Here is a 23,989-nt window from a genome sequence, read left to right on the forward strand (position 1 = left end):
GGGAAACCAGTCGCCGCTCCCCATGACACACTGTTTGCCCAGTTTCTTTACCTTGGAAAAGTTTGTGAATTACACCCCTCGACCGAGCAGCCCTCCCCCACACCACACACCGCAAATGCGCACAACACACATTTCTCACCTGCGCATACGCATGAACTTCGCGCCACCCAACCATGATTGGAGCGGCTCCATTTTCGCCATCAACCTCAAACTGAACACCCAGCTTATTTCCAGCAATTGACGGAGTTATTTTCAATGTTCATAATTGTTTGTATTGTTGCAATTCACGCAGCAAGGTCCTGCCCGGCTTCACTCGGGCGTTAATTATGAAGGAACGCACATGGCACACAAGAAAACACTGACCGCCGTTGCCGCGCTTGGCGCCGGCGTCGTCGCCCTTGCTCCTCTGAGCGCAACCGCAGCACCTGCTCCAACTGCCCCCGCACCGTCCACTGACGAACAGTGCGTGGTCAACCCCGTCGATCAGGCCATTATCGACACACTGAACAAGGCCAAGGAGAACGCCGCCTCCGCTGAAGAAGATCTTGCGAAGGCTCAGGCCGAGACCGCGCCGGTGATGGAGTCGCATGCCGCCGCACAGGAAAAGGTGGGGACCACCGCCACCAACCAGGCGAAGGCACGCGAGGCCGCTGAAAAGAAGTACGCCGAGATTAAGGCCATGGCGAAGGCGAAGGCTGAGGCTGCCGCTGCAGACAAGGCCGCCGCACTCGCCGCACAGAAGGATGCCTTGGCTGCACAGGCCGCAGCGAAGAAGGCCGCCGATGAGGCTGCCGCAAAGCTTGCGAAGGCTGAGGCAGCAGCGAAGGCCGCCACCGAGAAGGCTGTGGACGATAAGACATTCCAGGCCGCGAAGAACGTGGAGTCTGAAACTCACGGCACATTCGACGAGGCGAAGGTCGCTGCCGAGAAGGCGCAGGCTGAGCTGGATGCTACAAAGAAGGCGAAGTCGGACGCCGACGCCGCCGTCAAGACCGCCACCGAAGCGAAGGCGGCGGCCGATAAGGCTCTTGAGGATGCGCGCGCGAAGGTCCCGGTGGCCGAGGGCGTGCTGGAAGATGCCAAAGCGAAGCTCGCCGAGGTCAAGGCAACGCTCGATAACGACAAGTCGTACGCCGAGGCTGACGCCGCTGTGAAGGCCGCTCAGGCGGAGCTCGACACCGCAAAGGCGGCTGAGGCTGAGGCTCAGAAAGTAGCCGACGCCGATGCCAAGGCTCTCGCTGACGCGAAGAAGGTTGCGGCTGAGAAATCTGCCGCTGCCGCTCAAGCCGGCGAGAAGTCCGACGCCGAACAGCAGAAGTTGCAGGATCTGCGCGTCGCCGCGCAGAAAGCTCAAGCCGCGAAAGATGCCGCAGATCAGAAGGTCACCGACGCCCAGAAGGCTGCGGACGGAACCGCAGTAAAGGAAGCCGAAGCGAAGCTTACTGAGGCGAATAAACAGCTGATCGAAGCACAGGCTACGCAAGACAAGGCCGAGGGAGAGGTAGAAGTCGCTGGCCAGGCAGTCCAGCAGGCTGTGGCCGAGCTTGAAGCTTCGAAAACCCCAGCCAAGGAGCAGCTCAAGAAGGGTTCCCTCGGCTTCTTCCAGGAGATGGCTGGCCAGGGTGAAGAGGCCGCAAAGGCCGCAATCGATGTCCTGACTGGGAACCCTGATCGGATTTCACAACTGACCGGAAAACCGTTGAGTGATGAGACGAACATCCTTGATCTTGAAGATGCGACAAACCTCGACAATGTTTTCAAATCGCTTGATGCGATCGACGCAGTGAACGCAAAGCGCGCTTCGGACGGCGGAATTGACGGGCGCAAGCTTTCGACCCCGAAGGTCAACGATTATGCGATGGCAGTCGCACAAGCAAATGCTAACTCTGCCGCGAATCACCTGGGGCATTCTTACGCCTACTCAGACCCTTATGAGAATCTCTACTGGGGATTCAGCGATGCTGGCAGTGCCGCACTCGATGGATGGTGGGACGAAGAGAAGAAGCTCTTCGATGACCTCCGCAGCCAAGGATTCAAGAGTCGTTCAGCGATGATGGCGGAACTTAAGAGACTCGGCAAGGACCAGGAACTTGCGGTCGGCCACTATACCAATCTCGTCGATGACCTTATGTGGACCGAGGGGCAAACAGACGATGACTCTAAGACTATCGGCTACGCGATTCGTTCTGCTGATGCTGGTGCAATCTTCGGCTCTGATTGGGCTGGACAAAAAGCAATTACGCAGGCTCTCGAACTGAGCTCGAACGAAGTCGGCACGTCCTACACCACGACTGAATACCGCGAGCGTCTCAACAAGTACATCAACAAGTACAAGGACGCGGCTGCGAACGGCTCGGCTGAGGCTAAGGCTAACTTCGACGCGGCGAAGAAGACGCTTACTGAGAAGCAGCAGGCGGCGAAGTCACTAGCTGCTGAGAGCTTCGCTAAGAGCGCGGCCGTCGATGACGCACAAAAGACACTCGATGCCGCAAAGCAGGCCGCGTCCACCGCCCAAGCGGATCTTGAGGCCGCGAAGGCCGACGCCGCTACGAAGGCGAAGGCCCTCGATGAGGCCAACGCCGCCGTCGCGGCACAGGAGCCAGTTGCAAATGCCGCGACCGACGCCGTCGAGTCGACCGAGCAGGCAGCGCAGGACGCAGCAACCGTCGTCGCGCAGAAGCAGACCACAGCTGACGCGTCCGCGAAGACTCTTGCCGACGCGAAGCAGAACACGGCCGCGAAGCAGGCCGCGCTCGCCGACGCTCAGAAGAAGCTCGACGCCGTGCTCGCCACCCTTGCGGACGCGAAGAAGGCACTTGCGGACGCCACCGAGGCCGAAAAGACGGCACAGGCTGAACTTGAGGCCGCGAAGACGGCTGTTGCCGCTGGCCAGAAAGCAGCAGCAGAAGCTGCCGCCGCCCTCGATAAGGCAAACGCAACAGCCACCGAGAAGGCAGCAGCGGTCGCTCCGGCCGAAGCAAAGCTCGCCGCCGCGAAGGCCACCCTCGCCGAGGCCGAGAAGGCAACCGACGAGGCCAGCGCGAAGGTCGCTGCTCTCGCCGCCGACCGCGCCGCCGCTGCTGAGGCTCGCGCCGCCGCAACCGCGGCCCGCGAGGATGCCGACGCCGCCGACTCGGCCGCGAAGGAAGCCGACGGCAACGTCGAAACCGCCGCGTCCGACGTCGCCGCCGCGACCGAGGCTGCCGAGCAGGCTGATCGCGACGCCGCCTACATTGCGAAGGTGCCGGGCCTCGACGCGTGGCTGCCCGAGCGCACCTCGTTCCTGCCGAGCGAAGCCGACGGCGTCTCCGCTGACGTCACGAAGGCCGCCGGCGACCTCGAGGCCCTCTACAAGGCATACGTCGCTGCGGTTGACGCAGCCGACGCCGCCAAGGCCGAGCTCGAAGCAACCCAGGCCGACTACGAGGCCGCGAAGGCCCGCGTCGACGGTGCGACAGCCGCGCTTGAGGCCGCGAAGGCGAACCTCGCCGCCGCGCAAGCCGCCTACGATGCGGCCGCCGCTCCGGTGTGCACGAACGTCCCGTGGGTTGCTGCGAAGAAGCCGGTGTTTGCCGATCACAAGGCCATCGAGGCGGCGCTTGCTGGTGGCCAGAAGCTCGTCGGCGAATACACCGTGACCCGCGGCCAGGCCGTGGCCGTCACGTTCACCGGCCTCAAGCCGAACTCGACCGTGTCGGTGTACCTGCACTCCAACGTCGTGCTTGTGGCCAAGGCCACCGCTGACGCGAAGGGTGTGCTCACCGTCAAGGTGCCCACCAACGCTGATACTGAGCTTGGCCTGCACTATGTGGTGGCCGCACAGGAGGCCGGCGCCAAGCGCACCACCTCCATCGCGAAGCTCCACGTAGCGCCGGTTCAGGCAGCGCCGAAGGGTAACGGCTCGGGTGTTGGCTCGATGGGCATGATGCACGGTAATGTTGGCGGCATGCACGTGGGCACGAGCACCGCGCGCGGGCTCGCCTACACGGGCGCGTCGAGCACCACGGCCATGGGCATCGCACTCGTCGCGGGTGCCACAGGCCTGACGATCGTGGGAGCGCGCCGACGCGGCAAGCACCACGAGTGAAGAATTGCGCACCAGTAGGTGCGCGGAAAGCTTGTGAGACCTTCGGGATTCACAAGAGGGCAGCAACAGCGTGGTAGTGAAGCGCGCTGGACCAGTTTCGGCTGGTTGCTGCTAGGTTGCGAAAGGGGCCGGCTGGGAAACCAGCCGGCCCCGAAACCATATCCGGCGACGTCGGGACTCGGGTTATGGCCAAAGCGTGGCCGACGCCGGGGCGCGGCTTGGAGCCGGGGTCGACACCGGGGCGTGGCCACACTCAAAGCGCCAATTTATGCGCATAACACAAGAAATATACGCATGAAACGCTCTGGTTTCGCATGTTGGACAGCCCACGATTCACCCTGAACTCTTGGATTTTCGCCATTTTCCGACAACAATGGAAAAGTGATTGAAAAGAATACTAATGAAGAGATGAGACAGACGCCGCCCGGCCACCACGCCGAAAACGCCGAAGCGGTACCCAACAAAAACCGAACGAACGCCGCCGCTGGCGCACCGGCGTCGTCGGAAAACACACACTCCCCCGCGCCTGAAAACGCACACACCGAACCCATCCCCGAGGGCGTGCACATCGACCCTGCAACCGGCAAGCCAGCGTCGGCAACCTCGGTGCTCGCCGCGATGATCTCCGCGGACGAGAAAGTGCACGTATCCGAATACCGCGAAAAGCCGATCGAGCTGGCGTCCGAGAACGAAGACGCCTCGATATCGTGGGGCGTCGTGCTCCCCGCGATGATCCTCGTGATCGCGCTCGTGGCAGTGGGCCTCACCGCGCCCGCAGCCTTCGCAGCCGCCTCTTCCGCCGCCTTTACCTGGGTAATCACCAACCTCGGCTGGGCGTTCGTCCTGTTCTCCACCGCGTTCGTCTTGTTCGTGGTGGCAATCGCCGCCTCCAAATTCGGCACAATCCGCCTCGGAGCAGCCGACGAGCAACCCGAATTCTCCAACGGCTCCTGGATCGCGATGATGTTCGCCGCCGGCATGGGCATCGGATTGATGTTCTTCGGCGCCGCCGAGCCGCTCGCCTTCTACAAGGACGGCGTGCCCGGCCACCAGCCGCAAGAGGTCGGCACCGCAATGGCCACCGCCATGTTCCACTGGACCTTGCACCCGTGGGCCATGTACACGATTGTGGGCCTCGCGATCGCCTACTCCACCTACCGAATCGGCCGCAAACAGCTGATCTCCGCCGCGTTTACGCCACTCCTGGGTGAGAAGGGCGCACAAGGCTGGGGCGGCAAGCTCATCGATTCGCTCTCAATTTTCGCCACCGTGTTCGGTACCGCGTGTTCGCTGGGCCTGGGCGCGCTGCAGATCCGCACCGGCCTGAAGGCCGCCGGCGTCGTCTCCAACCCAGGCTCGGGCATGATCGTGGGCATTGTTGTGGTGCTCACCGCGTGCTTCCTGCTTTCCGCAATGAGCGGCGTTGGCCGCGGTATCCGTATTCTTTCGAATACCAACATGGTGCTCGCCGGCGTGCTCGCCGCGTTCGTGTTCGTTGTTGGCCCCACGATCACTGAGCTCAATCTTCTGCCCGGCTCGCTGGGCGCCTATGTGTCGAACTTCTTTGAGATGGCTGGCCGAACCGCCGCCTCCGCCGACGGCACCGCCGGTGAGTGGCTCTCCGGCTGGACGATCTTCTACTGGGCGTGGTGGATTTCGTGGTCGCCGTTCGTGGGCATGTTCATTGCGCGCATCTCGCGCGGGCGCACGATCCGCCAGTTTGCGATCGGTGTGATGCTCGTTCCGGCTGGCCTTTCCACCGCCTGGTTCGCGATTTTCGGCGGCACGGCGATCACGATGGAGCAAAACGGCCAGTCGATCGCCGGTGCGGCGACGACGGAGGGCCAGCTCTTCACGCTGCTTCACCACCTCCCGGGCGGCACCCTGTTCGGTTTCGTGGCGTTGCTACTCCTGGCCACCTTCTTCATCACGTCGGCTGATTCGGCTTCCACGGTGATGGGTTCGCTTTCACAGGACGGCCGCGCGACGGCGTCGCCGTGGATTTCCGGCCTGTGGGGCCTGCTCACCGCGCTGATCGGCCTGGTGTTGCTGGTTTCGGGCGGTTCGGACGCGTTGAACAATATTCAGTCCGTGACGATCGTTGCCGCCACCCCGTTCCTGTTCATCGTGTTCGCGCTGATGTTCTCCCTGGTGAAGGACCTGCGCAATGATCCGATGTACCTCGATCAGCGCGAGCAGGAGCGCTTCGCCCGCCGCTTGGCACGCGAGCGCCGTCACCTGCGCGAGCGGGCTGAACGCGAGGCCGCCGCGAAGGCCCGTGCGCGGCTGCTGCACCCGCAGCACCGCACCCGCAAGCCCAAGACGAAGTAACGAGGTTTTGCCGTGGGCTAAATGCCCGACTCCCCATATACGAAACCGGCATTGCCAGATAAACTGACACCAGGCCGCGGGCTTCGCGGCGCACAACCGATAGAAAGGAGGCCGACGTTGGGTATTTTCGACAAGGCCAAGGAAGCACTCAATAGCGAGAAGGCGGAGGAGCTCACCGATAAGGCTCTCGACGCCGCCGAAGGCTTCGCTACCGACAAGCTTGGCGCGGACAAGGCCGATCAGGTCAAGGGTGTTCGCGATCAGATCGATTCGAAGCTCGGCAACGAGTGATCGCTCGCCGGCCGGCGTAGCACAGTGTGTGCGAGCCGGAACGGCAAGAATTGTGCTCGTGCGCTGATTGATTCAGTGCATCTGAAGCCTGGTGTGGGCGGGAGAAAGATCTCCCGCCCACACTTTTTGCTCTTTACCCGAGGAACGCGGCCGGACCGGCCTGCAGCGCGTCCACATCCAGTTCCCACGGTTCGCGCGGTAACGCATCCGGATCGAATACCTGCACAAACTCGCTCGCTCCCCGCACTGGCGGGAGGCCGAGCGAGAGCGCAAGTAGCGCGACGACGTCGGCGCTGCCCCAACCGAACTCGGCGAGCTGCGTGAGCGTCACTGCGCCGTCGCGCTTGGCGAGCCGTTGCCCACGCGTGTTGAGCACGAGCGGCACGTGCGCATATTCGGGGGGCGGCACGCCGAGCACCCGCTGGAGGTACACCTGGCGCGGGGTGGAGGGCAGGAGGTCGTCGCCGCGGACGATCTGGGTGACCCCCTGGTAGGCGTCGTCCGCCACGGAGACGAAGTTGTAGGAGAAGACGCCGTCGCCGCGGCGGATCACGAAATCATCGACGGCGCCTGTGTAGGCGCCGAGCTGGCGGTCGGTGACAGCGAGTTCGACGACGTCGGTCGCCAGGCGTAGCGCTGGGCCGCGGTTGAGTCCGGCGAGCTTGGCGCGCCCGGCCTCGCGCTCCTTGCCCGTAAGGTGGCGGCACGTGCCCGGGTAGGAACCGGGAGGCTGGTGCGGCGCGGAGGCCACCTGGGAGAGCTCCTTGCGGGTGCAGTAGCACTCGTACAGGGCGCCGGTTTCGAGAAGCCGAGCGGCGACGTCGGCGTAGCGCTCGACGTGTTCGTGCTGGAAAAGCACCGGGCCGTCCCAGTCAAGGCCGATCGCCTCAAGATCGCGTAGCTGTGTGGTGACGTACTGCGGGCGGGAGCGCTCGTCCAGATCTTCCATGCGCATCACGAACCCGCGCCCGTCGTGGCGAGCGAACGCCCACGCCAGGAGCGCGGTGCGGAGGTTGCCGAGGTGGAAATCGCCGGTGGGTGAGGGCGCGAACCGGCCGCTCATCGGATCATGAGCTTTCCGACGCCGGTGAACGGACTGGTCTCGCCGGCTTCGAAGAGTGTTTCGGTGGGCTCGAATCCGAGGGCCTGGTATTGCGCTTCTTGCTCGGTGCTGAAGGCCCAGGCTTGGGCGGTGAGATCACCCAATGCAAACTCGACGAGCTTCGCCGCCGCTTCCGACGAATCCGTGTTCAGCCAGTCCAGGGCGATAAGTGCCGCATGCCCGGGGCCGAGTGCGCTGACCTTCGCAGCGCCCACAATCTCGCCGCCGTCAGTTGCCACCCAGAACGTGGACGGGCCGCCGTGTACGATCGTCTCTTCGATCGCCGCGAGCGCAGCCTCCACATTATCTGGGGTGACCGCCTTGACGTCGGCGCCCATACGATCTGCGAGCGCCGCAATATCCAGTGCGTTTGCTTGCCTAATGAAAATCTGTGCCACGGTCCTATTATCGCACGCATGATGAGGGCCGGGGTGAGCGAGCGCTCACCCCGGCCCGTTTGCTTCCCGCCCGCGGCATTCTTTGCGCTGGCAGGTTAACGCGTGGTCGCTTTAGCTTTCACGACGGCGGAGCACCATGGCCACACCCGCGCCGAGAGCTGCGAGTGCAGCGAGCGCGAGGCCAGCAACGCCCGCTCCTGTGAACGCCAGGCCCTCGCCTTGCTGCGGCGCAGACTGGGAGCCCGAGTTGCCCGTGTTCGCCTGGCCCTCGGTGTTGCCCGTGTTCGGCTGGTCCCCGGTGTTGCCCGCACCCTCAGACTTCTGCGGCGCCGGAGTTGTCTTGTGCGGAGCGGGTGTGGTTTCCTCGGGAGCCGAAGTTTCGCCAGGTGCCGGGGTTGTCTTCTGAGGTGCCGGCGTCGTCTGCTCCGGTGCCGGCGTCGTCTCCTGCGGTGCCGGCGTCGTCTGCTCCGGTTTGGGCGTCTCGGCCGGTGTCAACGGCGTCAGATCCGTCTTTTTGACCAGGTTCAGCCCCACCTTGATCGGGTCGTGATCGGAGGAACGGTAGGCGCTCAGATCGAAAGTCTCAGCGAGCGGGTTGATCGTGGTGTGGTAGCGGGCGTACTCGAACGCCACCGGCTCGAGCGCGTTCACGTTCCACACATCCGCGCCGGTCACGAGGCCAAGTAGCTTCGAGTTCACGAGCGCATGATCGAGCGAGCCGAGCACACCGCCGTACTGGTAGGACAGGTTCGTTACGCCGAACTTCTCCGCAACGGACGTGTAGCCGGCGTCCTTGATCGCCTCCACCGGAGCTTCTTTCGAGTACGAGTTCAGATCGCCAAGGATAATCACCGGATCGTTCGGATAGTTTTCCTTCACCCAGGCGGTCATTTCCTTGGCCTGGTTCACACGCAGGAGATTGTTATTGCCGGCGAGGGTCTGGTTATCGCCGTCGACGAGCGGATCCTTTGTTCCGGCCTTCGTTGCCACTGAGCCCTTCGACTTGAAATGGTTGACCACGGAAACGAACTCCGTGCCGACCTTCTGGCCCCCTGCCACCGGACTCCACTTCTGGGCAAGCGGCTGGCGGGCCCAGCCGTCGAACCACTGGTTCTTCACGAGGATCTTCGACTCGCCCACCGGGGCGACCTTGTCCTTTTGATAGATGTAGGCCAGGCGGATCACATCTTCGGTATCCACGGCCGGGCGCTGCGACTGAGGCGGCGAGGGCACGTACGCCCACTTCTCAGCGCCGGCCTTCTTGTTGAGGGCCGCCGTGAGGGTTGCGAGTGCCGCGTCGCGATCATGGCCGAACTTGGCCGAGTTCTCGATTTCCTCAAGCCCGACGACGGTTGAATCCAGTTCCGTGATCGCTTCGACAATCTTGGCCTGCTGGTTGGCGAACGCTTCGGCCGAGTATGCGCCGCGGACGGTGCAGTAATCCGTCGTAAGCCCCTTCATATCGACGTCGGGGTAGTACTTACAACCGTCCTCGTTCACGCCGAGGTCGGTGAAGTAGTTGAGCACGTTGAACGAGGAGATCGTCACGTCACCAGCGATCTTCGGTGCCGCAGGGCGCGCGTTGTTCGACAGCGTGATCACGTCCCACGAGTGGTTTGTGAAAACGTCACCTGTCTTTTCTTGCACGGGCTGGCGCGGCTGGAGGTTCCACTGGAAGCGGTAGTCGAGGATCATCGGCTCGTTGAAAGTGACGTGCGCACCCACGCGCGCCGGGTTCGCGACGTCAACGTACGACGCCGGCCAGTCGGGCGCCTCGAAGTGCTCGGGCGTGCCGGTAGCCTTGTTGGCGTAGACCTTCTTCACGGATGTTTCGCGGGAGGCGCCGTCGTCGAGGGTGATCTTGTTTGCCATGTTCGCCGCGTCAAGCGCCTGCGCTTGCGGGTCGTTTTCCGAGAAACGCTCAGTGGGCTGGTAGAACGGTTCGGCGCCTGGCGCGAGGCCGATCTGGCCGTAACGGCCGGTTGAGTAGTTGTCCGTGATGGTGTGTGGGCCCGTGATGTGCACGAGCATGCCTTCGAGCTTCTCGCGCTCAGCGTCGCCTGCGGGGACACTTTCGAGTGTGACGGGAACCGGGGCGACGACGTCGGCGCGGTCGATCTTTTCAACCACCACACCCGAGCCGCCGATTTCCGTCATCTGCTGCTCAACCTTCTTGCCGCCGAACTCCATCACACGGCCGGTAACTTTCACGAGCGTTCCAAGCGGCAGCTGCGCAATTTTCGGGCTGTAGACGAAAATGCCGGAAGAGGCAGCCCCATGCTTCTCGCCACCGCTGCCCTCAGTCTGGATGTAGGCACCGTTGAAACCGCCGTCCGGATAGGCTGCGGTGACGACGCCGGTGGTGGTGACGGTTGCGCCCACGTACGGGCTGGTTGCGCCCTCGCCTTGGATTTGCTCGATCGTGAGCGTCTCGCCCGAGGCCGGCGCGGGTGCCGGTGCAGCCGACGCCACCATGGGTGTCAAGAGCACGGCCAGGCCGCCGCCGAGCGCAGCTGCCTTGCTGAGTTTCATCGTCATTGATGTGTCCTTTCCCCCTCGAGGGATAGAGCCGATTGGGTGGCGAGCGTCACCCACGCAACCAGAGTAGCCCTTCCAGTGCTTCAATAACATGGTTTCAGTGTTTTCCCAGAAAGCCTTTAATTACCCAAAGTACGCGGTTTTCTCACTGTTCACTCAACCTTCACCGCCACCGCTATTCGAGTTGTTGTGCCACAATGCGAAACCGTGCGTTTGGTTATTGAGCGTGGCGAACATGAACGGGCCGGGTGGGCATCTGCCCACCCGGCCCGTGTGTGGCGTTCACTTGCTCACGCGAGTGACGCACGTGCGAGTTTCACTCGCGGCGTTTTCAGCTTTCACGACGGCGAAGCACCATCGCAGCGCCCGCACCGACAGTTGCGAGTGCTACGGCCGCGAGGCCAGCGACGCTCGCACCGGTGAATGCCAGTCCCGAACCAGTGTGCGACGGAGCCGAATGCATCGGCGCGCCCTGGTTCATCGGGGTGCCGTTGCCGGTGTTCGACTGGCCGCCCGTGTTGCCTGCCCCTTCGGACTTCTCGGGCTCCGGCGTCGTGGCCTCCGGTGCCGGAGCCTCCTTCGAGAGCACCTCAAGGGCGATTGCAGTGCGAGCCTGCTCGCCTGGCGTCGTTGACACGGCGACCACGTGGTGGAGGCCAAGGGGAGTCTCCAGAGTGGTCGGCACGGTAACGGTCAGCGCGCCGGTGGCGTCGGCCATTGCCTTGGTCACAAGCACCGGATCGGAGTAGAGGTACACGCGCGCCTCGGTGTTCGGCGTGAGGCCCGTGAGCGTCACGTCCACACTGCCGCCGCGAACCACTGTGTAGTGCTGTGCGAGAGCAAGCGTGCCAGCCTTCACGGCAGCCTCGATTTCCTCCGTGTTCGCGTACACCGGGCCGACGTTGGTGGCCAGGGTCAGCTCCGTCCACGGCGTCGACGCCGGGGCACTCGGCTCATCCGTCTCAGCCGGCGTCAGCGGAACCAACGGCGACGACGGTGTCTCCGTCGGAGTCGTCTCAGCAGGAGCGGGGGTCGTCTCTTCCGGAGCCGGAGCACTCGGCTCGTCCGTCTCCGCCGGCGTCAGCGGAATCAACGGCGACGACGGTGTCTCCGCCGGAGTCGTCTCTTCCGGAGCCGGCGTGGTTTCCTCAGGCTCTGCCGGAATCGACGTCGCCGGAACCAAATCCGTCCACGGAACCGCAACAACACCCTTCAAATTAGGATCGTTCACCGACGAACCACCCTCAACAGAACCCGACTTCGTCGCCGGAGCACTCGGCTCCGGAGCCGGGGTGGTCTCTTCCGGCTCTGCCGGAATCGGCGTCGCCGGAACCAAATCCGTCCACGGACCAACCACAATCTTGCCGTCCAAATTCGGATCGTTCACCGACGAACCACCCTCAACAGAACCAGACTTCGTCGGAGTCGTCTCCTCCGGAGCCGGAGCACTCGGCTCGTCCGTCTCAGCCGGCGTCAACGGAATCAACGGCGACGACGGTGTCTCCACCGGCATCGTCTCTTCCGGAGCCGGCGTGGTCTCCTCCGGCTCAGCCGGAATCGGCGTCGCCGGAACCAAATCCGTCCACGGACCAACCACAATCTTGCCGTCCAAATTCGGATCGTTCACCGACGAACCACCCTCAACAGAACCAGACTTCGTCGGAGTCGTCTCCTCCGGAGCCGGAGCACTCGGCTCGTCCGTCTCAGCCGGCGTCAGCGGAATCAACGGCGACGACGGTGTCTCCACCGGAGTCGTCTCAGCAGGTGCCGGCTTCTCGAGATCGTCGGGGATGAGGTTGAGACCAACCTTAATCGGGTCGTGATCGGAGGAGCGGTAGGCGGTGGTGTCGTAGGTCGTTGCCGGCGAATTCACCGTCGTCTGGTAACGGGCGTACTCGAACGCCACCGGCTCGAGGGCGTTAACGTTCCACACGTCAGCCTTGGTGACATGCTCGAGCAGCTTCGCGTTCACGAGCGCGTGATCGAGCGAGCCGATCACGCCGCCGAACTGGTACGACATGTTCTTGACCTTGAAGTGCTCGGCCACCGAGGTGTAGCCGGCCTCCTGGATCGCCCGCACCGGGGCTTCCTTCGAGTACGAGTTCAGATCGCCGAGGATGATCACTGGATCGTCCGGGAAGGTCTGCGCCACCCAGTCGGTCATCTCCTTGGCCTGACGCACGCGCAGAAGATTGTTATTTCCGGCGAGAGTCTCGTTGTCGCCCTCAATCAGCGGCTTCTTGCTCCCCTTCTTCTCCGACGCAACCGAGCCCTTGGACTTGAAGTGGTTCACCACGGAAACGAACTCGGTGCCAACTTTCTCACCGTTCACCACGGGGCTCCAACGCTGAGCGAGCGGCTGGCGAGCCCAGTTCTCGAACCATTCGTTCTCCCGGAAGATGAGCGAATCGCCAACCGGCGTCACCTTGTCCTTCTGGTAAATGTAGGCAAGCCGGATCACGTCTTCCTTCTTGCCGAGCTTCGATTCCTCGGGCGACCTCACATAATCCCACTTCGCGGTGCCGGCCTTCTTGTTCAGCTGCTCGGTCAGATGCGCCAAAGCGGTGTCGCGTGGCTTGTCGAAACGCGCCGAGTTCTCGATCTCCTCAAGCCCGACGACGGTCGAATCGAGCTTCGTGATTGCCTCGACGATCTTCTCCTCCTGGCGCGCGAACGCCTCCGCGGAATATGCGCCACGGCGCGTGCAGTAGTCGGTGGACAGCCCCTCGCCCGTGATGGACGGGAAAAAGTTGCAGCCGTTTTCTTCTGCACCAAGATCAGTGAAGTAGTTGAGCACGTTGAACGAGGAGATCGTCACGTCGCCCGGGATCTCCGGCACGGCGGGACGCTCGTATTTCGTCAACTCAATCACATCCCACGAGTGATCCTTGAAGGTCTCACCCTGCTTCTCCTGCACCGGGAATCGCGGTTGCAGGCTCCACTGGTGACGGAAATCGAGGATCATTGGCTCCTTGAATGTAACGTGCGCGCCCACGCGCACCGGTTTGTTGACATCGAGCCATGACGCCGGAAAATCCGGCTTCTCATAGTGGTGGACGCTCGGCTTGCCCGGCTCACCGTTCTGCTTGAGCTTCTGCACCGTGAAGGTGAGAACGTCACCATTCGGGCCACCGCGAACGCCACGCTCTTTCTTCGCCTTCTCGGCACGCTTAGCCTTCGCCTGATCCTTCGTGTTCGAGCTCTCGTAGACCTTCTTGACCGAGGTCTCGTAGGAGATTCCGTCGTCGAGCGTGATCAGGTTCGCCTTGTTTGCGGCAGCGAGGTCTGCCGCCCGTTCATCATCCTCCGGGTATTTCTCGGTGGGCTGGTAGAACGGCTCATCGCCAGGCGCCAGGCCGATCTGACCAAACTGCGCCGTCTTGTAGTTCTCCGTGATTGTGTGCGTACCCGTGATCTTCACGAGCATGCCCTCGAGCGCTTCGCGCTTTTCGTCGCCTGTCGGGATCTGAGCAAGCTCAACCGGTACCGGAGCGACGACGTCGGTGCGCTCGATCTTCTCCACATCCACCTTGCCAGCGATCTCCGTCAAACGGGTGACCGGGTCCGGCTCTGTCTTCTGATTCGCCTTCTTGCCCGGATACTCCGTCACCGTGCCGGTGACCTTGACGAAATCGCCGATCTTCATCTGCGCGATCTTCGAGCTGTAGACGAAAATAGCGCTCGACGCGTCGCTGTGCTTATCGCCACCACTACCCTCGGTCTGGATGTAGGCACCGTTGAAGCCCCCATCGGGGTACACGGCAGTGATCACGCCGGCGGTAGTGACGCGCTTGCCGAGGTGCGGGCTGAGGAAGTCCGTCCCCTGGATTTCCTGGATCGGGAGAATATCTCCCGACGCCGGGGGCTGGTTCTCCTCAGACTCTCCCGGAGCGTCCGGCACGGGATCCGTGCCCGGCGTCGTCGTTCCTGGATCGCCCGGAGCCGGTTCGGCCGGTTCGGGCGCCGGCGCAACTGTGCCGGAACCTTGGGGGCTCAGCTCTCCAACAGTGAAATCCTGAGCATTGTTATCGGTGTCGGCGCCGTTCTCGCCGCGGTGAAAAGAGGTGGAGTCATCCGTTTTCTCGGTGACGGCGGCAGTCTCGTACCCCTTCGCCGTTTTACCAATACCAACAACGTCGATGTAGCCAGGTTTTCCAGCGAAATCGCCATCAAGTGGCGCTGAAAGATCGGCTCCCTCCGCTACGAGAGCCGCAATGGTTCCCGTCTTCGAACGAGCGAAATCGAAATTTCCCTCCTGATCAGCCTTCGCTCCGTCCCGAAGATTCTTCAGATTTTCTGAATTCTGCGTCGACACAACAAGGAAATGGCCGCCAGGTGAGATTGTGCCCTTCAACGGAACCTCTTTACTCACCTTACCGCTCTTGGCAGTCGCCTGAACGAGAGTGATTCCGTTGAGATTTACCGGCTCGTGCGTTGGATTGTAGAGCTCGACATAATCTGGATTGCCGTTATTCTTCGTCCCCTCGACGTAAATCTCATTGATGACCACATTCGTGGCAGCTGTTGTTGCACTCGCCATTGGCACCACCATCGGCGTCAATAGCACTGCGAGACCGCCCCCAAGTGCGGCCGTTCTGGTTAATTTCATCGTCATTGATGCACCTTTCCCCCGAAAGACAAAAACCCGTTGGGTGGCAAGCGTCACCCACACAAACAGGGTAACGCTTTCATTGCTTCAATAACTTACTTTTAGTATTTTTCCAGCATTGCGTTAAATGCTCGAAGTGTGCGGTTTTCCGCGGGTTCAACCTGTTTACATTCCCGCAACCATCACACCACACGTGCCACAATGTGAGACTTACTATTCCGTATCTTGGGCATGGGAATGGCTGTCATTTCCTACAGGGAAATTCACGCTCTCCATGCATACGATGCCCGCATCCACTCTCTGGAAAAGTTGGCTGACATTCCCTCTTCACTTCGACTAATTCGCTACCTTCACCCACCCCAACCCACGATCGGCCGGAATCACTGACGGACGGTAAGGTTGCGCTATGGAAACAATTTCGGGAGCTGTAGTGATCGGCGCCGGCGTCATGGGAAGCGCACTGGCGCAGCATATCGCCGAGTATGGCTTTCCCGTGTGGAATGCCGCGCGGCGGGCGGCGGGCGAGCTCGCCCGCGAGCTCCCCGCCGCGATCACAGCAGTCAACATCGCAGATATTAGCTCGCTCCCGGATGGCACGGCCGTCATTCTTACCATTCCGCTCTCAGCCGTGGCAACGATTCCACCCGAGGTGGGCGCTGGCCGGATCCTCATCGACGTCGCCAACTACTGGCCACGTCTCGATTCTGCGAGCGAGTTCGCCACACACCCACGTGATTCCTCGCTCGGTGTAGCCACACACTTCGCGCACGCACACGTAGCAAAAACCCTCAACCATCTGGCCTTCGACGCCCTCGCCTTCGATGCACGCCCGCCCGGCTCCCCGGATCGGCGCGCCCAGGCCGTTGCTGCGGACGATCAACGCGTGCGTAGCGCGGTAATGGATTTCGTCAATACCCTCGGATTCGATCCGGTCGATGCCGGCCCGCTCAAAAACGGGCGCCTCTTCGCGCCCGGCACCACGATCTTCAACGGAGGTTGGCGAGACGCCACATCAATGCGGCGTGTACTCGAACGTCACCTGCGAAACTCCGCCGGCACCTCTCGCCAATCGCTGTGATCCCACGGCTGCTCGGCCCCGTAGTCCCGAACAACCCAATCCAACACTCGCGCTGTAAAACCCCAGATCACAAGCCCGTCAACGATAAATGCTGGCCCGATCTGTACGCCGTCACGCAACGCCATAAACCGCCGCGCAGGATCCGCGAGCACACTCAACGGCACCCGATAAATCTCAGCCACTTCGGAATCGGACGGCATGACCTCACCTACACCATCCCAACGACCCAGCACCGGGACAATCGCAAGTGTGCGCGTGCCAGCCCTCGCTGGCTCCAGCTCGCCGACAATCTCCACCCATGCAGGATCCAAGGCGATCTCCTCGTTCGCCTCGCGAAGCGCGGTCTGAACCGCACTCTCCCCCGCCTCACGCATCCCGCCAGGGAAACTTATCTGCCCGGGCTGGCTGCGCAAAGTAAGCGCGCGGCGGGTGAGCACAACACTCGGATCCGCCGCGCAATCAACAAGAACAAGGACGGCAGCACGCCACTCCTCGTCCGCATACATCAGCGTTCATCCCCAGAATCCGCCGACTCCTCGTCAGCTGAATCTTCACTCTCTTCGTCAGCCGAATCCGCAGAACCGCCAAGCGCTCCAGCGAAATCTTCGACACCAGCGTCGGCAGAATCCGCGAACTCCTCCTCCGCACCGTCAACATCCACGATCAGGCGATGTCCCGCATCCATCCGCGAGCCAAACGACGGCTCACAATTTTCGTCGTACACCACGTAGTCATCGTCGCTCTCGAAGGATTCGAAATCGTCCACCGAATCATCGAAACCGAGCGCCTCCTGCGAAAAACCCGCATCCGCGAGCCCCTTCGCAGAAACCTCCGATTTCACTTCCTCGTGCGGCTCCATAGCCACCAAGCGGCGCGGACGGAACACCACCATCTCGTTGCCCGAATCCTTCCGAAGCGCCTTTCGTAGCTGGTCGATTCGCTCGGCAACCGTCACATCACCATCCGGCCCGGCAGCGAACACACGCTGCTCGGTAGCCCGATAGCGCGCGATTTCCTCGCCCATGTACTCGCCCAGCGCCTGCATTTTGTCCAGATCACGCTGCAGGCGCTTGTTCGCGCGCGTCAGCTTCGCAACCTTCTCCGTCAGCTCCAAAATCCGCGAAATACCTGCCAGGTTGATGCCATCTTCCTGGCTCATCCGCTGAATCTCCACGAGCTTATCCACATCCGCCAGCGAATAGCGGCGACCGCCGCCCTTGGTGCGCTTCGCCACCACCAGGCCCAGCCGGTCATACTGGCGCACCGTCTGCGCATGCATGCCCGCCAGCTCAGCCGCCACCGACACCGACAGAATCGGGGAAGTCTTCGAAACCTTCGCCATCATTCCTCCTTACAGAGCGGCCATCGAACGGAACGTTGCCCGCGGATCCGCCTCCGACGTCGCCGCCCGGAACTGCTCCACGGCCGCGCGAGCCTCGTCGGAGAGCCGCTTGGGCACCACCACGTGGAACTTTACGTACATGTCGCCATGAGCACCCTTCGGCCCCGCAATCCCCTTGCCGCGCACACGCTGATACTTTCCGTCAGACAGGCCCGCCGGCACCTTGATCGTGACGGTCGTACCCGCGATCGTCGGCACCTCAACCTTACCGCCGAGCGCGGCTTCGTCGAAGGAAACGGGCACGTCAATGTAGACGTCGTAGCCCTTCACGTCGAACACCGGATGCGGCTCCACCGTGACCTCGACGAGGATGTCTCCAGCGGCGCCACCGTTGCGGCCCGGCTCACCCTTGCCCGCGATGCGGATCTTCTGGCCGGATTTCACGCCGGCCGGGATACGCGCCGTGACCTGGTTCAAGCCCGAGCCCACCTTCACTGTGGTGCCCGAAACGGCTTGCGAGAGCGGGATCGACACCGAGGCGTGAACATCAGCGCCTTTCTCGCGCCTGCGCGAGCCGAAGCCTCCGAAACCGCCAGCACCCGCGCCGCCGCCGAACATCGAGGAAAACACGTCCTCGAATCCGGGGCCGCCAGCGCCGCCCTGGCCAAACTTCACGTTGCCGCCGAACGGATTCGCCCCGCCACCGCCGAACATCGAGGAAAACACGTCCTCAAAGCCCGCGCCGCCGCCACCGGCAGAGAAGCGCGCACCCCCGCCCATCGCGCGGATCGCATCGTACTGTGTGCGATCCTGCTCGTTGGACAGCACCTGGAAGGCCTCAGAGACCTCCTTGAATTTCTCCTCCGCGGCCTTATCCCCCGGATTCTGATCCGGGTGATACTTGCGGGCCAGCTTGCGGTAGGCCTTCTTGATGTCGTCCTGGGTGGCGGTTTTTGCAACGCCCAGTGCGGCGTAAAAGTCTTTATTCATCCAATCCTGGCTTGCCATCACGCCTCACCTCTTTCTTTGCGTGCACCAGTTTCACTCGGGCGACACCACTCCCACGCGCGCCGCGCGCAGGAGCTTCTCGCCCATTTTGTAGCCCGGCTGGATCAGCTGGGCAACCTGCTCGGCTTCAACCTCGGCAGACGTCGAATGCATCAGAGCCTCGTGCAACTCCGGATCAAACGGATCACCTTCGGCCCCGAAGCGCTCTACCTTGAAGTTGGTTTTGAGCATGTTTTCCAGCTTGTCGACGATCAGCGCGGACGGGCCCTCGAGATCGCCGTGCTGGCGTGCCAGCGCCGCATCATCGAGTACGGACAGCAGAGCCTCAATCACCTTTGCCTGGCCGGATTCGTAACGGCTCATCCCCTCGGCTTTGGAGCGCTTCACATACCCGTTGTACTCCTGGCGCAGGTTGTATTCGGAGGCGTTCGCGCGCGCGAGCTTATCCTCCAAGTCGGCAACCTTCACCTCGAGTTCCGTCACGCGCAACAGCGCCGTATCGAGCGGGCTCAGCTCGTCCGCTGCCGGCTCGCCACCGGCGGCTTCCGTTGCATCCTCGCCCGGCTCCGTCGCGCCGGTTTCGTTTGCCTGCTCGACACCTGCCTGCTCGGCGCCCTCCGACGACGCCGGAGCGCTCGTTTCGTTCGCTCCTTCAGCGTTCTGCGCGTTGGGGTTGAGCGGCTCCTCATTATTCGCCTCATTGGGCGTGAAATCGCCTGTGCTCATTGCATGTCCTTTCCTGCGGGTTTTGAGCGGGGGCAGGAGCGCAGCTCCTGCCCCCGGCATCAATTCACGCGAGCGAAATTACTTCTTCTCGTTCTCGTCGTCGACGATCTCGGCATCCACGACGTCGTCGTCCGAGGAAGGAGCAGTACCCTCAGCGCCAGCGCCGGCACCTGCGGCCTGCTCCGCCTGAGCCGAAGCGTACAGAGCCTCACCGATCTTCTGAGCCTTCGTGTTCAGCTCCTCGAGCGCGGACTTGATTGCCTCGACATCCTCGCCCTTGAGGGCTTCGCGGACCTTATCATTCGCATCCTTCACCTCGGTGACAACCGAATCGTCGAGCTTGTCCTTGTTGTCGGTGAGGAGCTTGTCGATCGAGTAAACCTGCTGTTCGGCCTGGTTGCGAACATCGGCCTCCTCGCGGCGCTTCTCATCCTCAGCGGCGTGCTCCTCAGCTTCCTTCACCATGCGGTCGATATCCTCCTTGGAGAGGGCCGAACCACCGGTGATGGTGACCGACTGCTCCTTGCCGGTGCCGCGATCCTTTGCGGACACGTGCACAATGCCGTTGGCATCAATATCGAAGGTCACCTCGATCTGCGGCATGCCACGCGGAGCCGGAGCAATGCCCGAAAGCTCGAAGGTGCCGAGTAGCTTGTTGTCACGAGCGAACTGGCGCTCGCCCTGGTACACCTGGATCAGCACGGACGGCTGGTTATCCTCGGCGGTGGAGAACACCTCGGAACGCTTGGTGGGGATCGCGGTGTTACGCTCGATCAGCTTGGTCATCACGCCACCCTTGGTCTCAATACCAAGCGAAAGCGGAGTGACGTCGATCAGGAGAACGTCCTTACGATCACCGGTAATCACACCAGCCTGCAGAGCCGCACCAACAGCCACAACCTCATCCGGGTTCACACCCTTGTTCGGCTCGCGGCCACCCGTGAGCTCCTTGACCACTTCGGTCACGGCCGGCATACGAGTGGAACCGCCAACGAGCACCACGTGATCGATCTCGGAAAGCTTCACGCCCGCATCATCAATCACCTTCTGGAACGGAACCTTGGTGCGATCGAGTAGATCCTTCGTCATCTCCTCGAAGTGAGCGCGCGTGAGCTTCTCATCCAAGTGGATCGGGCCATTCTCGCTCATCGAAAGGTACTGCAGGGTGATGTTCGTGGAAGTCGCCGAGCTCAGCTCCTTCTTCGCCTGCTCAGCGGCCTCCTTGAGGCGCTGGAGCGCGATCTTATCCTTGGACAGATCCACGCCGTAGTTGTTCTTTGCCTGGCCGACGAGCCACTCAACGATGCGCTGATCCCAATCATCGCCGCCGAGCTTGTTATCGCCCGAGGTAGCGCGCACCTGGATCGTGGAGAAATCGTCCTCATCCTTACCCACTTCCAGGAGCGACACGTCGAACGTGCCGCCGCCCAGATCGAACACCAAGATGAGCTCATCTTCCTTGCCCTTTTCCAGACCGTATGCGAGCGCGGCTGCGGTCGGCTCGTTCACAATACGCTGAACGTTCAAGCCCGCAATCTGGCCCGCATCCTTCGTTGCCTGACGCTGAGCATCGTTAAAGTACGCCGGAACGGTAATCACAGCGTCGGTTACCGGCTCGCCCAGATACGCCTCCGCATCCTTCTTCAGCTTCTGCAGGATGAACGCCGAGATCTGCTGTGCATTGTAGCTCTTCTCGTCGATATCCACCTTCCACGACGAATCGCCCATGTGGCGCTTGACCGACGAAATGGTGCGATCCACGTTCGTCACCGCCTGACGCTTTGCGATCTCACCAACCAACACCTCGCTAGTCTTCGAGAAACCCACCACCGACGGGGTAGTGCGCGCGCCCTCAGCGTTCGCGATCACCGTGGGCTCGCCACCCTCAAGAACCGAAACAACCGAGTTGGTGGTACCAAGATCGATGCCAACTGCTCGTGCCATCTGAAAACTCCTTCTATCTGCGGCATTTCCACACCGCTCAATTCTTCAACTCCTTCATAGTGCCACATCCAATTACTTATGTCTAGACGCAACCGTTTTTCTTGAGCGAATACCACTCAAGAAAAAGACGCCTGCCAGGCTTACCGACGTCGCGCGCGGGCGGAGCCGGGCGCTTCGGGCGACTCGGGGTTAGCGAGCGCGTGGCGCCAGACACGCGCCTCGAGCGCGGGGTCCCCGCGCGAGCCCGTGCGCGTCCGGCGGAGCCCTCCAGATGCGTACGCAACCAGCGCCCCGGCGTCGGCAGAATGTTTCTCACTAAGTGGACACCCTTTGTCCGCATTTTTCCTACCCCGTAGACTTGCCCGCATGGATAAATACCTCCCTCTTGAAGAGTCGAACTCGTCCACGATGGAGTGGGTGGAATCGCACTCCAAACGCACACTGGATCATTTCGCCGGCCCGGATTTTGACGCCCGCCGCAGCGCGCTGGACGCCATCCTCTCGGCGTCGGATCACCTGGTCATCGCCACAAAACGCGGCGACTACGCCTACAACTTCCACACGGATGGCGCCCACCCGCGCGGCCTGTGGCGCCGCGCTCCGTGGGAGGCGTACCTGGCTTACGTTTCTCCGGAAACCGAGCCAGAGTGGGAAATCCTTCTCGACGTCGACGCGCTCGGCCGCGCCGAAGGAAAGTCGTGGGTTTTCCGCGGTGCACAGCTCCTGCGCCCCGATTACACGCGCGCCTTGATCACCCTCTCCGAAGGCGGCCAGGACGCAAGCATCACCCGCGAATTCGACGTCCCCTCGCGAGCGTTCGTCAACCCGTCGGACGCATTCGTGAAGCCCGAATCCAAAGGTTCGATGCAGTGGTACGACGCCGAAACGGTAGTCGTTTCCGCCAATTTCGAGAGCGTGGACGCCACCGACAACGGCCCGTACCTGACCGAATCCGGCTATCCGATCGCAGCTCGCCTGTGGTACCGCGGAATGACACTGTCCGCCGCAGCAGAAATCATCCGAGGCGAAACCACCGACGTCCTCGCCGGCGCCTACTACGATTCCACCCCCGGCTACGAACGCCTCGTCGCCTACCGAATCCCCGATTTCCGCACGTCGATCGTTTACCTTGTGGACCCGTGGACTCTCGAGAAAACCGAGCTCGCACTCCCCCGCACGGCCGAGGTTTCGCTGTGGCACGAATGGGCTCTCGCCGACCTTCGCTACGAGTGGGAGGTCGCCGGGAGCACCTTCCCGGCCGGCTCGCTCGTCGCAGTACCGCTCGAACAGGCACTATCGGGCGATATCACCGACGTCGACGCCCTATTCACGCCCACGCCCACAACTTCCCTTGCGGGAGTTTCCGCACTTCACACGGGTCTCGTGATCACCACGCTGGATAACGTGGCGAACAAACTCCACCTCGCCACACCTACCGCCAGCGGATGGGACGTGCAGGAGCTGGAAACCGACCTCGGCGAGTACTTGAGCATCTCCGTCGGCGCAGTTGAACCGGACGTCTCGGACGACGTGTGGGTCACCACCACCGGCTTCACCACCCCAACAACTCTCTTCCACGGCTCCGTCGAGGGCGGCAAGCTGAGCGTTCGCAAGCTGCGTAGCGCTCCCGCACGTTTCGACGCCGACGGGCTCGAGGTTCGCCAGCGCTGGGCCACCTCCGACGACGGCACGGAAATTCCGTACTTCGTGATCGGCCAGCCGGACGCGCTTGATGGCGCGGTTTCTTCGCGCACGCTCCTGGACGGCTACGGCGGCTTCGAGGTGTCGCGCCTGCCCGGTTACGTCGGAACGTACGGCAAGGTGTGGCTTGAACGCGGCGGCGTGTATGCCGTGGCAAACATCCGCGGCGGCGGCGAATTCGGACCCGCTTGGCACCAGGCGGCGCTACGCGAAGGGCGCCACCTCGCCTACGAGGATTTCGCCGCGGTTGCCCGCGATCTCGTGGCCACCGGCGTCACCACTGTTTCCCAGCTCGCCGCGATCGGCGGCTCGAACGGCGGCATGCTCATGGGCAACATGTACACCACCTACCCGGAGCTCTTCGGCGCGATCGTGTGCCGCGTACCGCTACTGGACATGAAGCGGTTCTCGCACCTGCTCGCCGGCGCCTCCTGGATGGATGAGTACGGCAACCCGGACACGGACGATTGGGAGTATTTAAAGACCTATTCGCCCTACCACAACGTCAGCGACGGGCCGCACCCGCCGATCCTGCTCACCACGTCCACTCGGGACGACCGCGTCCACCCCGGCCACGCCCGCAAGTTCATGGCCTTGCTCGAAGAAAAGGGGCTCGACGCCTTCTACTACGAGAACACCGAAGGCGGGCACGCAGGCGCGGCCGATCCGGTTCAGCAAGCGCTCATGCTGGCTCTGATTTTCACGTTCCTCGACGAAAAGCTCGCGTAAACGGGCCAGGAACTCGCGCACCGGCGTCGGCGGAGAAATCCACCGACGCCGGTTTGCGCACATGGGCCTTCCGGCGCGCCTCCGCCTGAAAATCCATGCAATAAT

Annotated in this window: 15 protein-coding genes; 5 read left to right on the plus strand and 10 right to left on the minus strand. The window is 62.4% G+C overall.

Annotated elements, in window-relative coordinates; all coding sequences use genetic code 11:
* The first annotated feature begins 340 nt into the window (after positions 1-340).
* The 3 genes from P8A24_RS07865 (at position 341) to P8A24_RS07875 (ending at position 6,709) form a co-directional block, all read left to right on the plus strand.
* Positions 341-4,087 carry a hypothetical protein gene (locus tag P8A24_RS07865; protein WP_278058096.1) on the plus strand — a complete coding sequence of 1,249 codons (3,747 nt, stop codon included), beginning with the start codon at positions 341-343 and terminating at the stop codon, positions 4,085-4,087.
* Between the two features lie 381 nt (positions 4,088-4,468).
* The gene (locus P8A24_RS07870) at positions 4,469-6,418 is read left to right on the plus strand and encodes a BCCT family transporter (protein ID WP_278058098.1); all 1,950 of its coding nucleotides are present in this window, start codon (positions 4,469-4,471) and stop codon (positions 6,416-6,418) included.
* 117 nt (positions 6,419-6,535) lie between these two features.
* Complete coding sequence (locus P8A24_RS07875; RefSeq protein WP_278058100.1) at positions 6,536-6,709, plus strand: Rv0909 family putative TA system antitoxin; 174 nt, start codon at positions 6,536-6,538, stop codon at positions 6,707-6,709.
* Between the two features lie 133 nt (positions 6,710-6,842).
* Here P8A24_RS07875 and gluQRS read toward each other — a convergent pair whose 3' ends face one another.
* The 4 genes from gluQRS to P8A24_RS07895 form a co-directional block, all read right to left on the minus strand.
* On the minus strand, positions 6,843-7,772 hold the full coding sequence (gluQRS, locus tag P8A24_RS07880) for a tRNA glutamyl-Q(34) synthetase GluQRS (protein WP_278058102.1): 930 nt from the start codon (positions 7,770-7,772) through the stop codon (positions 6,843-6,845).
* Entirely contained in the window at positions 7,769-8,209 is a 441-nt protein-coding gene (locus tag P8A24_RS07885; protein ID WP_278058105.1) for a GNAT family N-acetyltransferase, read from the minus strand. Before P8A24_RS07885 ends, gluQRS begins: the two co-directional genes overlap by 4 nt.
* Positions 8,210-8,320: 111 nt before the next feature.
* Positions 8,321-10,747, minus strand: coding sequence for an ExeM/NucH family extracellular endonuclease (locus P8A24_RS07890; RefSeq protein ID WP_278058107.1), 2,427 nt, complete (start codon positions 10,745-10,747; stop codon positions 8,321-8,323).
* Between the two features lie 331 nt (positions 10,748-11,078).
* The gene (locus P8A24_RS07895; protein WP_278058109.1) at positions 11,079-15,362 is read right to left on the minus strand and encodes an ExeM/NucH family extracellular endonuclease; all 4,284 of its coding nucleotides are present in this window, start codon (positions 15,360-15,362) and stop codon (positions 11,079-11,081) included.
* Between the two features lie 400 nt (positions 15,363-15,762).
* Between P8A24_RS07895 and P8A24_RS07900 the strand changes: the two genes are divergently transcribed.
* The gene (locus P8A24_RS07900) at positions 15,763-16,434 is read left to right on the plus strand and encodes an NADPH-dependent F420 reductase (RefSeq protein ID WP_278058111.1); all 672 of its coding nucleotides are present in this window, start codon (positions 15,763-15,765) and stop codon (positions 16,432-16,434) included.
* Here P8A24_RS07900 and P8A24_RS07905 read toward each other — a convergent pair.
* The 5 genes from P8A24_RS07905 to dnaK form a co-directional block, all read right to left on the minus strand.
* Entirely contained in the window at positions 16,392-16,940 is a 549-nt protein-coding gene (locus P8A24_RS07905; RefSeq protein ID WP_278058113.1) for an NUDIX hydrolase, read from the minus strand. The two genes, P8A24_RS07900 and P8A24_RS07905, sit on opposite strands and share 43 nt — an antisense overlap.
* Complete coding sequence (locus P8A24_RS07910) at positions 16,940-17,779, minus strand: heat shock protein transcriptional repressor HspR (RefSeq protein ID WP_278058115.1); 840 nt, start codon at positions 17,777-17,779, stop codon at positions 16,940-16,942. The genes P8A24_RS07905 and P8A24_RS07910 overlap by 1 nt, the downstream gene beginning before the upstream one ends.
* A gap of 6 nt (positions 17,780-17,785) precedes the next feature.
* Complete coding sequence (locus P8A24_RS07915) at positions 17,786-18,784, minus strand: J domain-containing protein (protein ID WP_278058117.1); 999 nt, start codon at positions 18,782-18,784, stop codon at positions 17,786-17,788.
* 33 nt (positions 18,785-18,817) lie between these two features.
* Positions 18,818-19,510, minus strand: coding sequence for a nucleotide exchange factor GrpE (locus P8A24_RS07920; protein WP_278058119.1), 693 nt, complete (start codon positions 19,508-19,510; stop codon positions 18,818-18,820).
* Positions 19,511-19,588: 78 nt separating this feature from the next.
* On the minus strand, positions 19,589-21,454 hold the full coding sequence (gene dnaK, locus P8A24_RS07925) for a molecular chaperone DnaK (RefSeq protein WP_278058122.1): 1,866 nt from the start codon (positions 21,452-21,454) through the stop codon (positions 19,589-19,591).
* Between the two features lie 366 nt (positions 21,455-21,820).
* Between dnaK and P8A24_RS07930 the strand changes: the two genes are divergently transcribed.
* Positions 21,821-23,884 (plus strand): prolyl oligopeptidase family serine peptidase, encoded by a 2,064-nt coding sequence (locus P8A24_RS07930; protein ID WP_278058125.1) that lies wholly within the window; start codon positions 21,821-21,823, stop codon positions 23,882-23,884.
* Here the strand turns inward: P8A24_RS07930 and P8A24_RS07935 are convergent.
* Entirely contained in the window at positions 23,856-23,981 is a 126-nt protein-coding gene (locus tag P8A24_RS07935) for a hypothetical protein (RefSeq protein ID WP_278058127.1), read from the minus strand. The genes P8A24_RS07930 and P8A24_RS07935 overlap by 29 nt on opposite strands.
* Positions 23,982-23,989 lie beyond the last annotated feature (8 nt).

Source organism: Arcanobacterium wilhelmae (assembly GCF_029632765.1).
GTDB lineage: Bacteria > Actinomycetota > Actinomycetes > Actinomycetales > Actinomycetaceae > Arcanobacterium > Arcanobacterium wilhelmae.

Excerpts from the sequence above, each read along its gene's own strand:
- P8A24_RS07865 (WP_278058096.1), top strand. The coding sequence starts at position 341 with ATGGCACACAAGAAAACACTGACCGCCGTTGCCGCGCTTGGCGCCGGC.
- gluQRS (WP_278058102.1), bottom strand. The coding sequence starts at position 7,772 with ATGAGCGGCCGGTTCGCGCCCTCACCCACCGGCGATTTCCACCTCGGC.
- P8A24_RS07890 (WP_278058107.1), bottom strand. The coding sequence starts at position 10,747 with ATGACGATGAAACTCAGCAAGGCAGCTGCGCTCGGCGGCGGCCTGGCC.
- P8A24_RS07895 (WP_278058109.1), bottom strand. The coding sequence starts at position 15,362 with ATGACGATGAAATTAACCAGAACGGCCGCACTTGGGGGCGGTCTCGCA.
- P8A24_RS07900 (WP_278058111.1), top strand. The coding sequence starts at position 15,763 with ATGGAAACAATTTCGGGAGCTGTAGTGATCGGCGCCGGCGTCATGGGA.
- P8A24_RS07905 (WP_278058113.1), bottom strand. The coding sequence starts at position 16,940 with ATGTATGCGGACGAGGAGTGGCGTGCTGCCGTCCTTGTTCTTGTTGAT.
- P8A24_RS07910 (WP_278058115.1), bottom strand. The coding sequence starts at position 17,779 with ATGATGGCGAAGGTTTCGAAGACTTCCCCGATTCTGTCGGTGTCGGTG.
- P8A24_RS07915 (WP_278058117.1), bottom strand. The coding sequence starts at position 18,784 with ATGGCAAGCCAGGATTGGATGAATAAAGACTTTTACGCCGCACTGGGC.
- P8A24_RS07920 (WP_278058119.1), bottom strand. The coding sequence starts at position 19,510 with ATGAGCACAGGCGATTTCACGCCCAATGAGGCGAATAATGAGGAGCCG.
- dnaK (WP_278058122.1), bottom strand. The coding sequence starts at position 21,454 with ATGGCACGAGCAGTTGGCATCGATCTTGGTACCACCAACTCGGTTGTT.
- P8A24_RS07930 (WP_278058125.1), top strand. The coding sequence starts at position 21,821 with ATGGATAAATACCTCCCTCTTGAAGAGTCGAACTCGTCCACGATGGAG.
- P8A24_RS07935 (WP_278058127.1), bottom strand. The coding sequence starts at position 23,981 with ATGGATTTTCAGGCGGAGGCGCGCCGGAAGGCCCATGTGCGCAAACCG.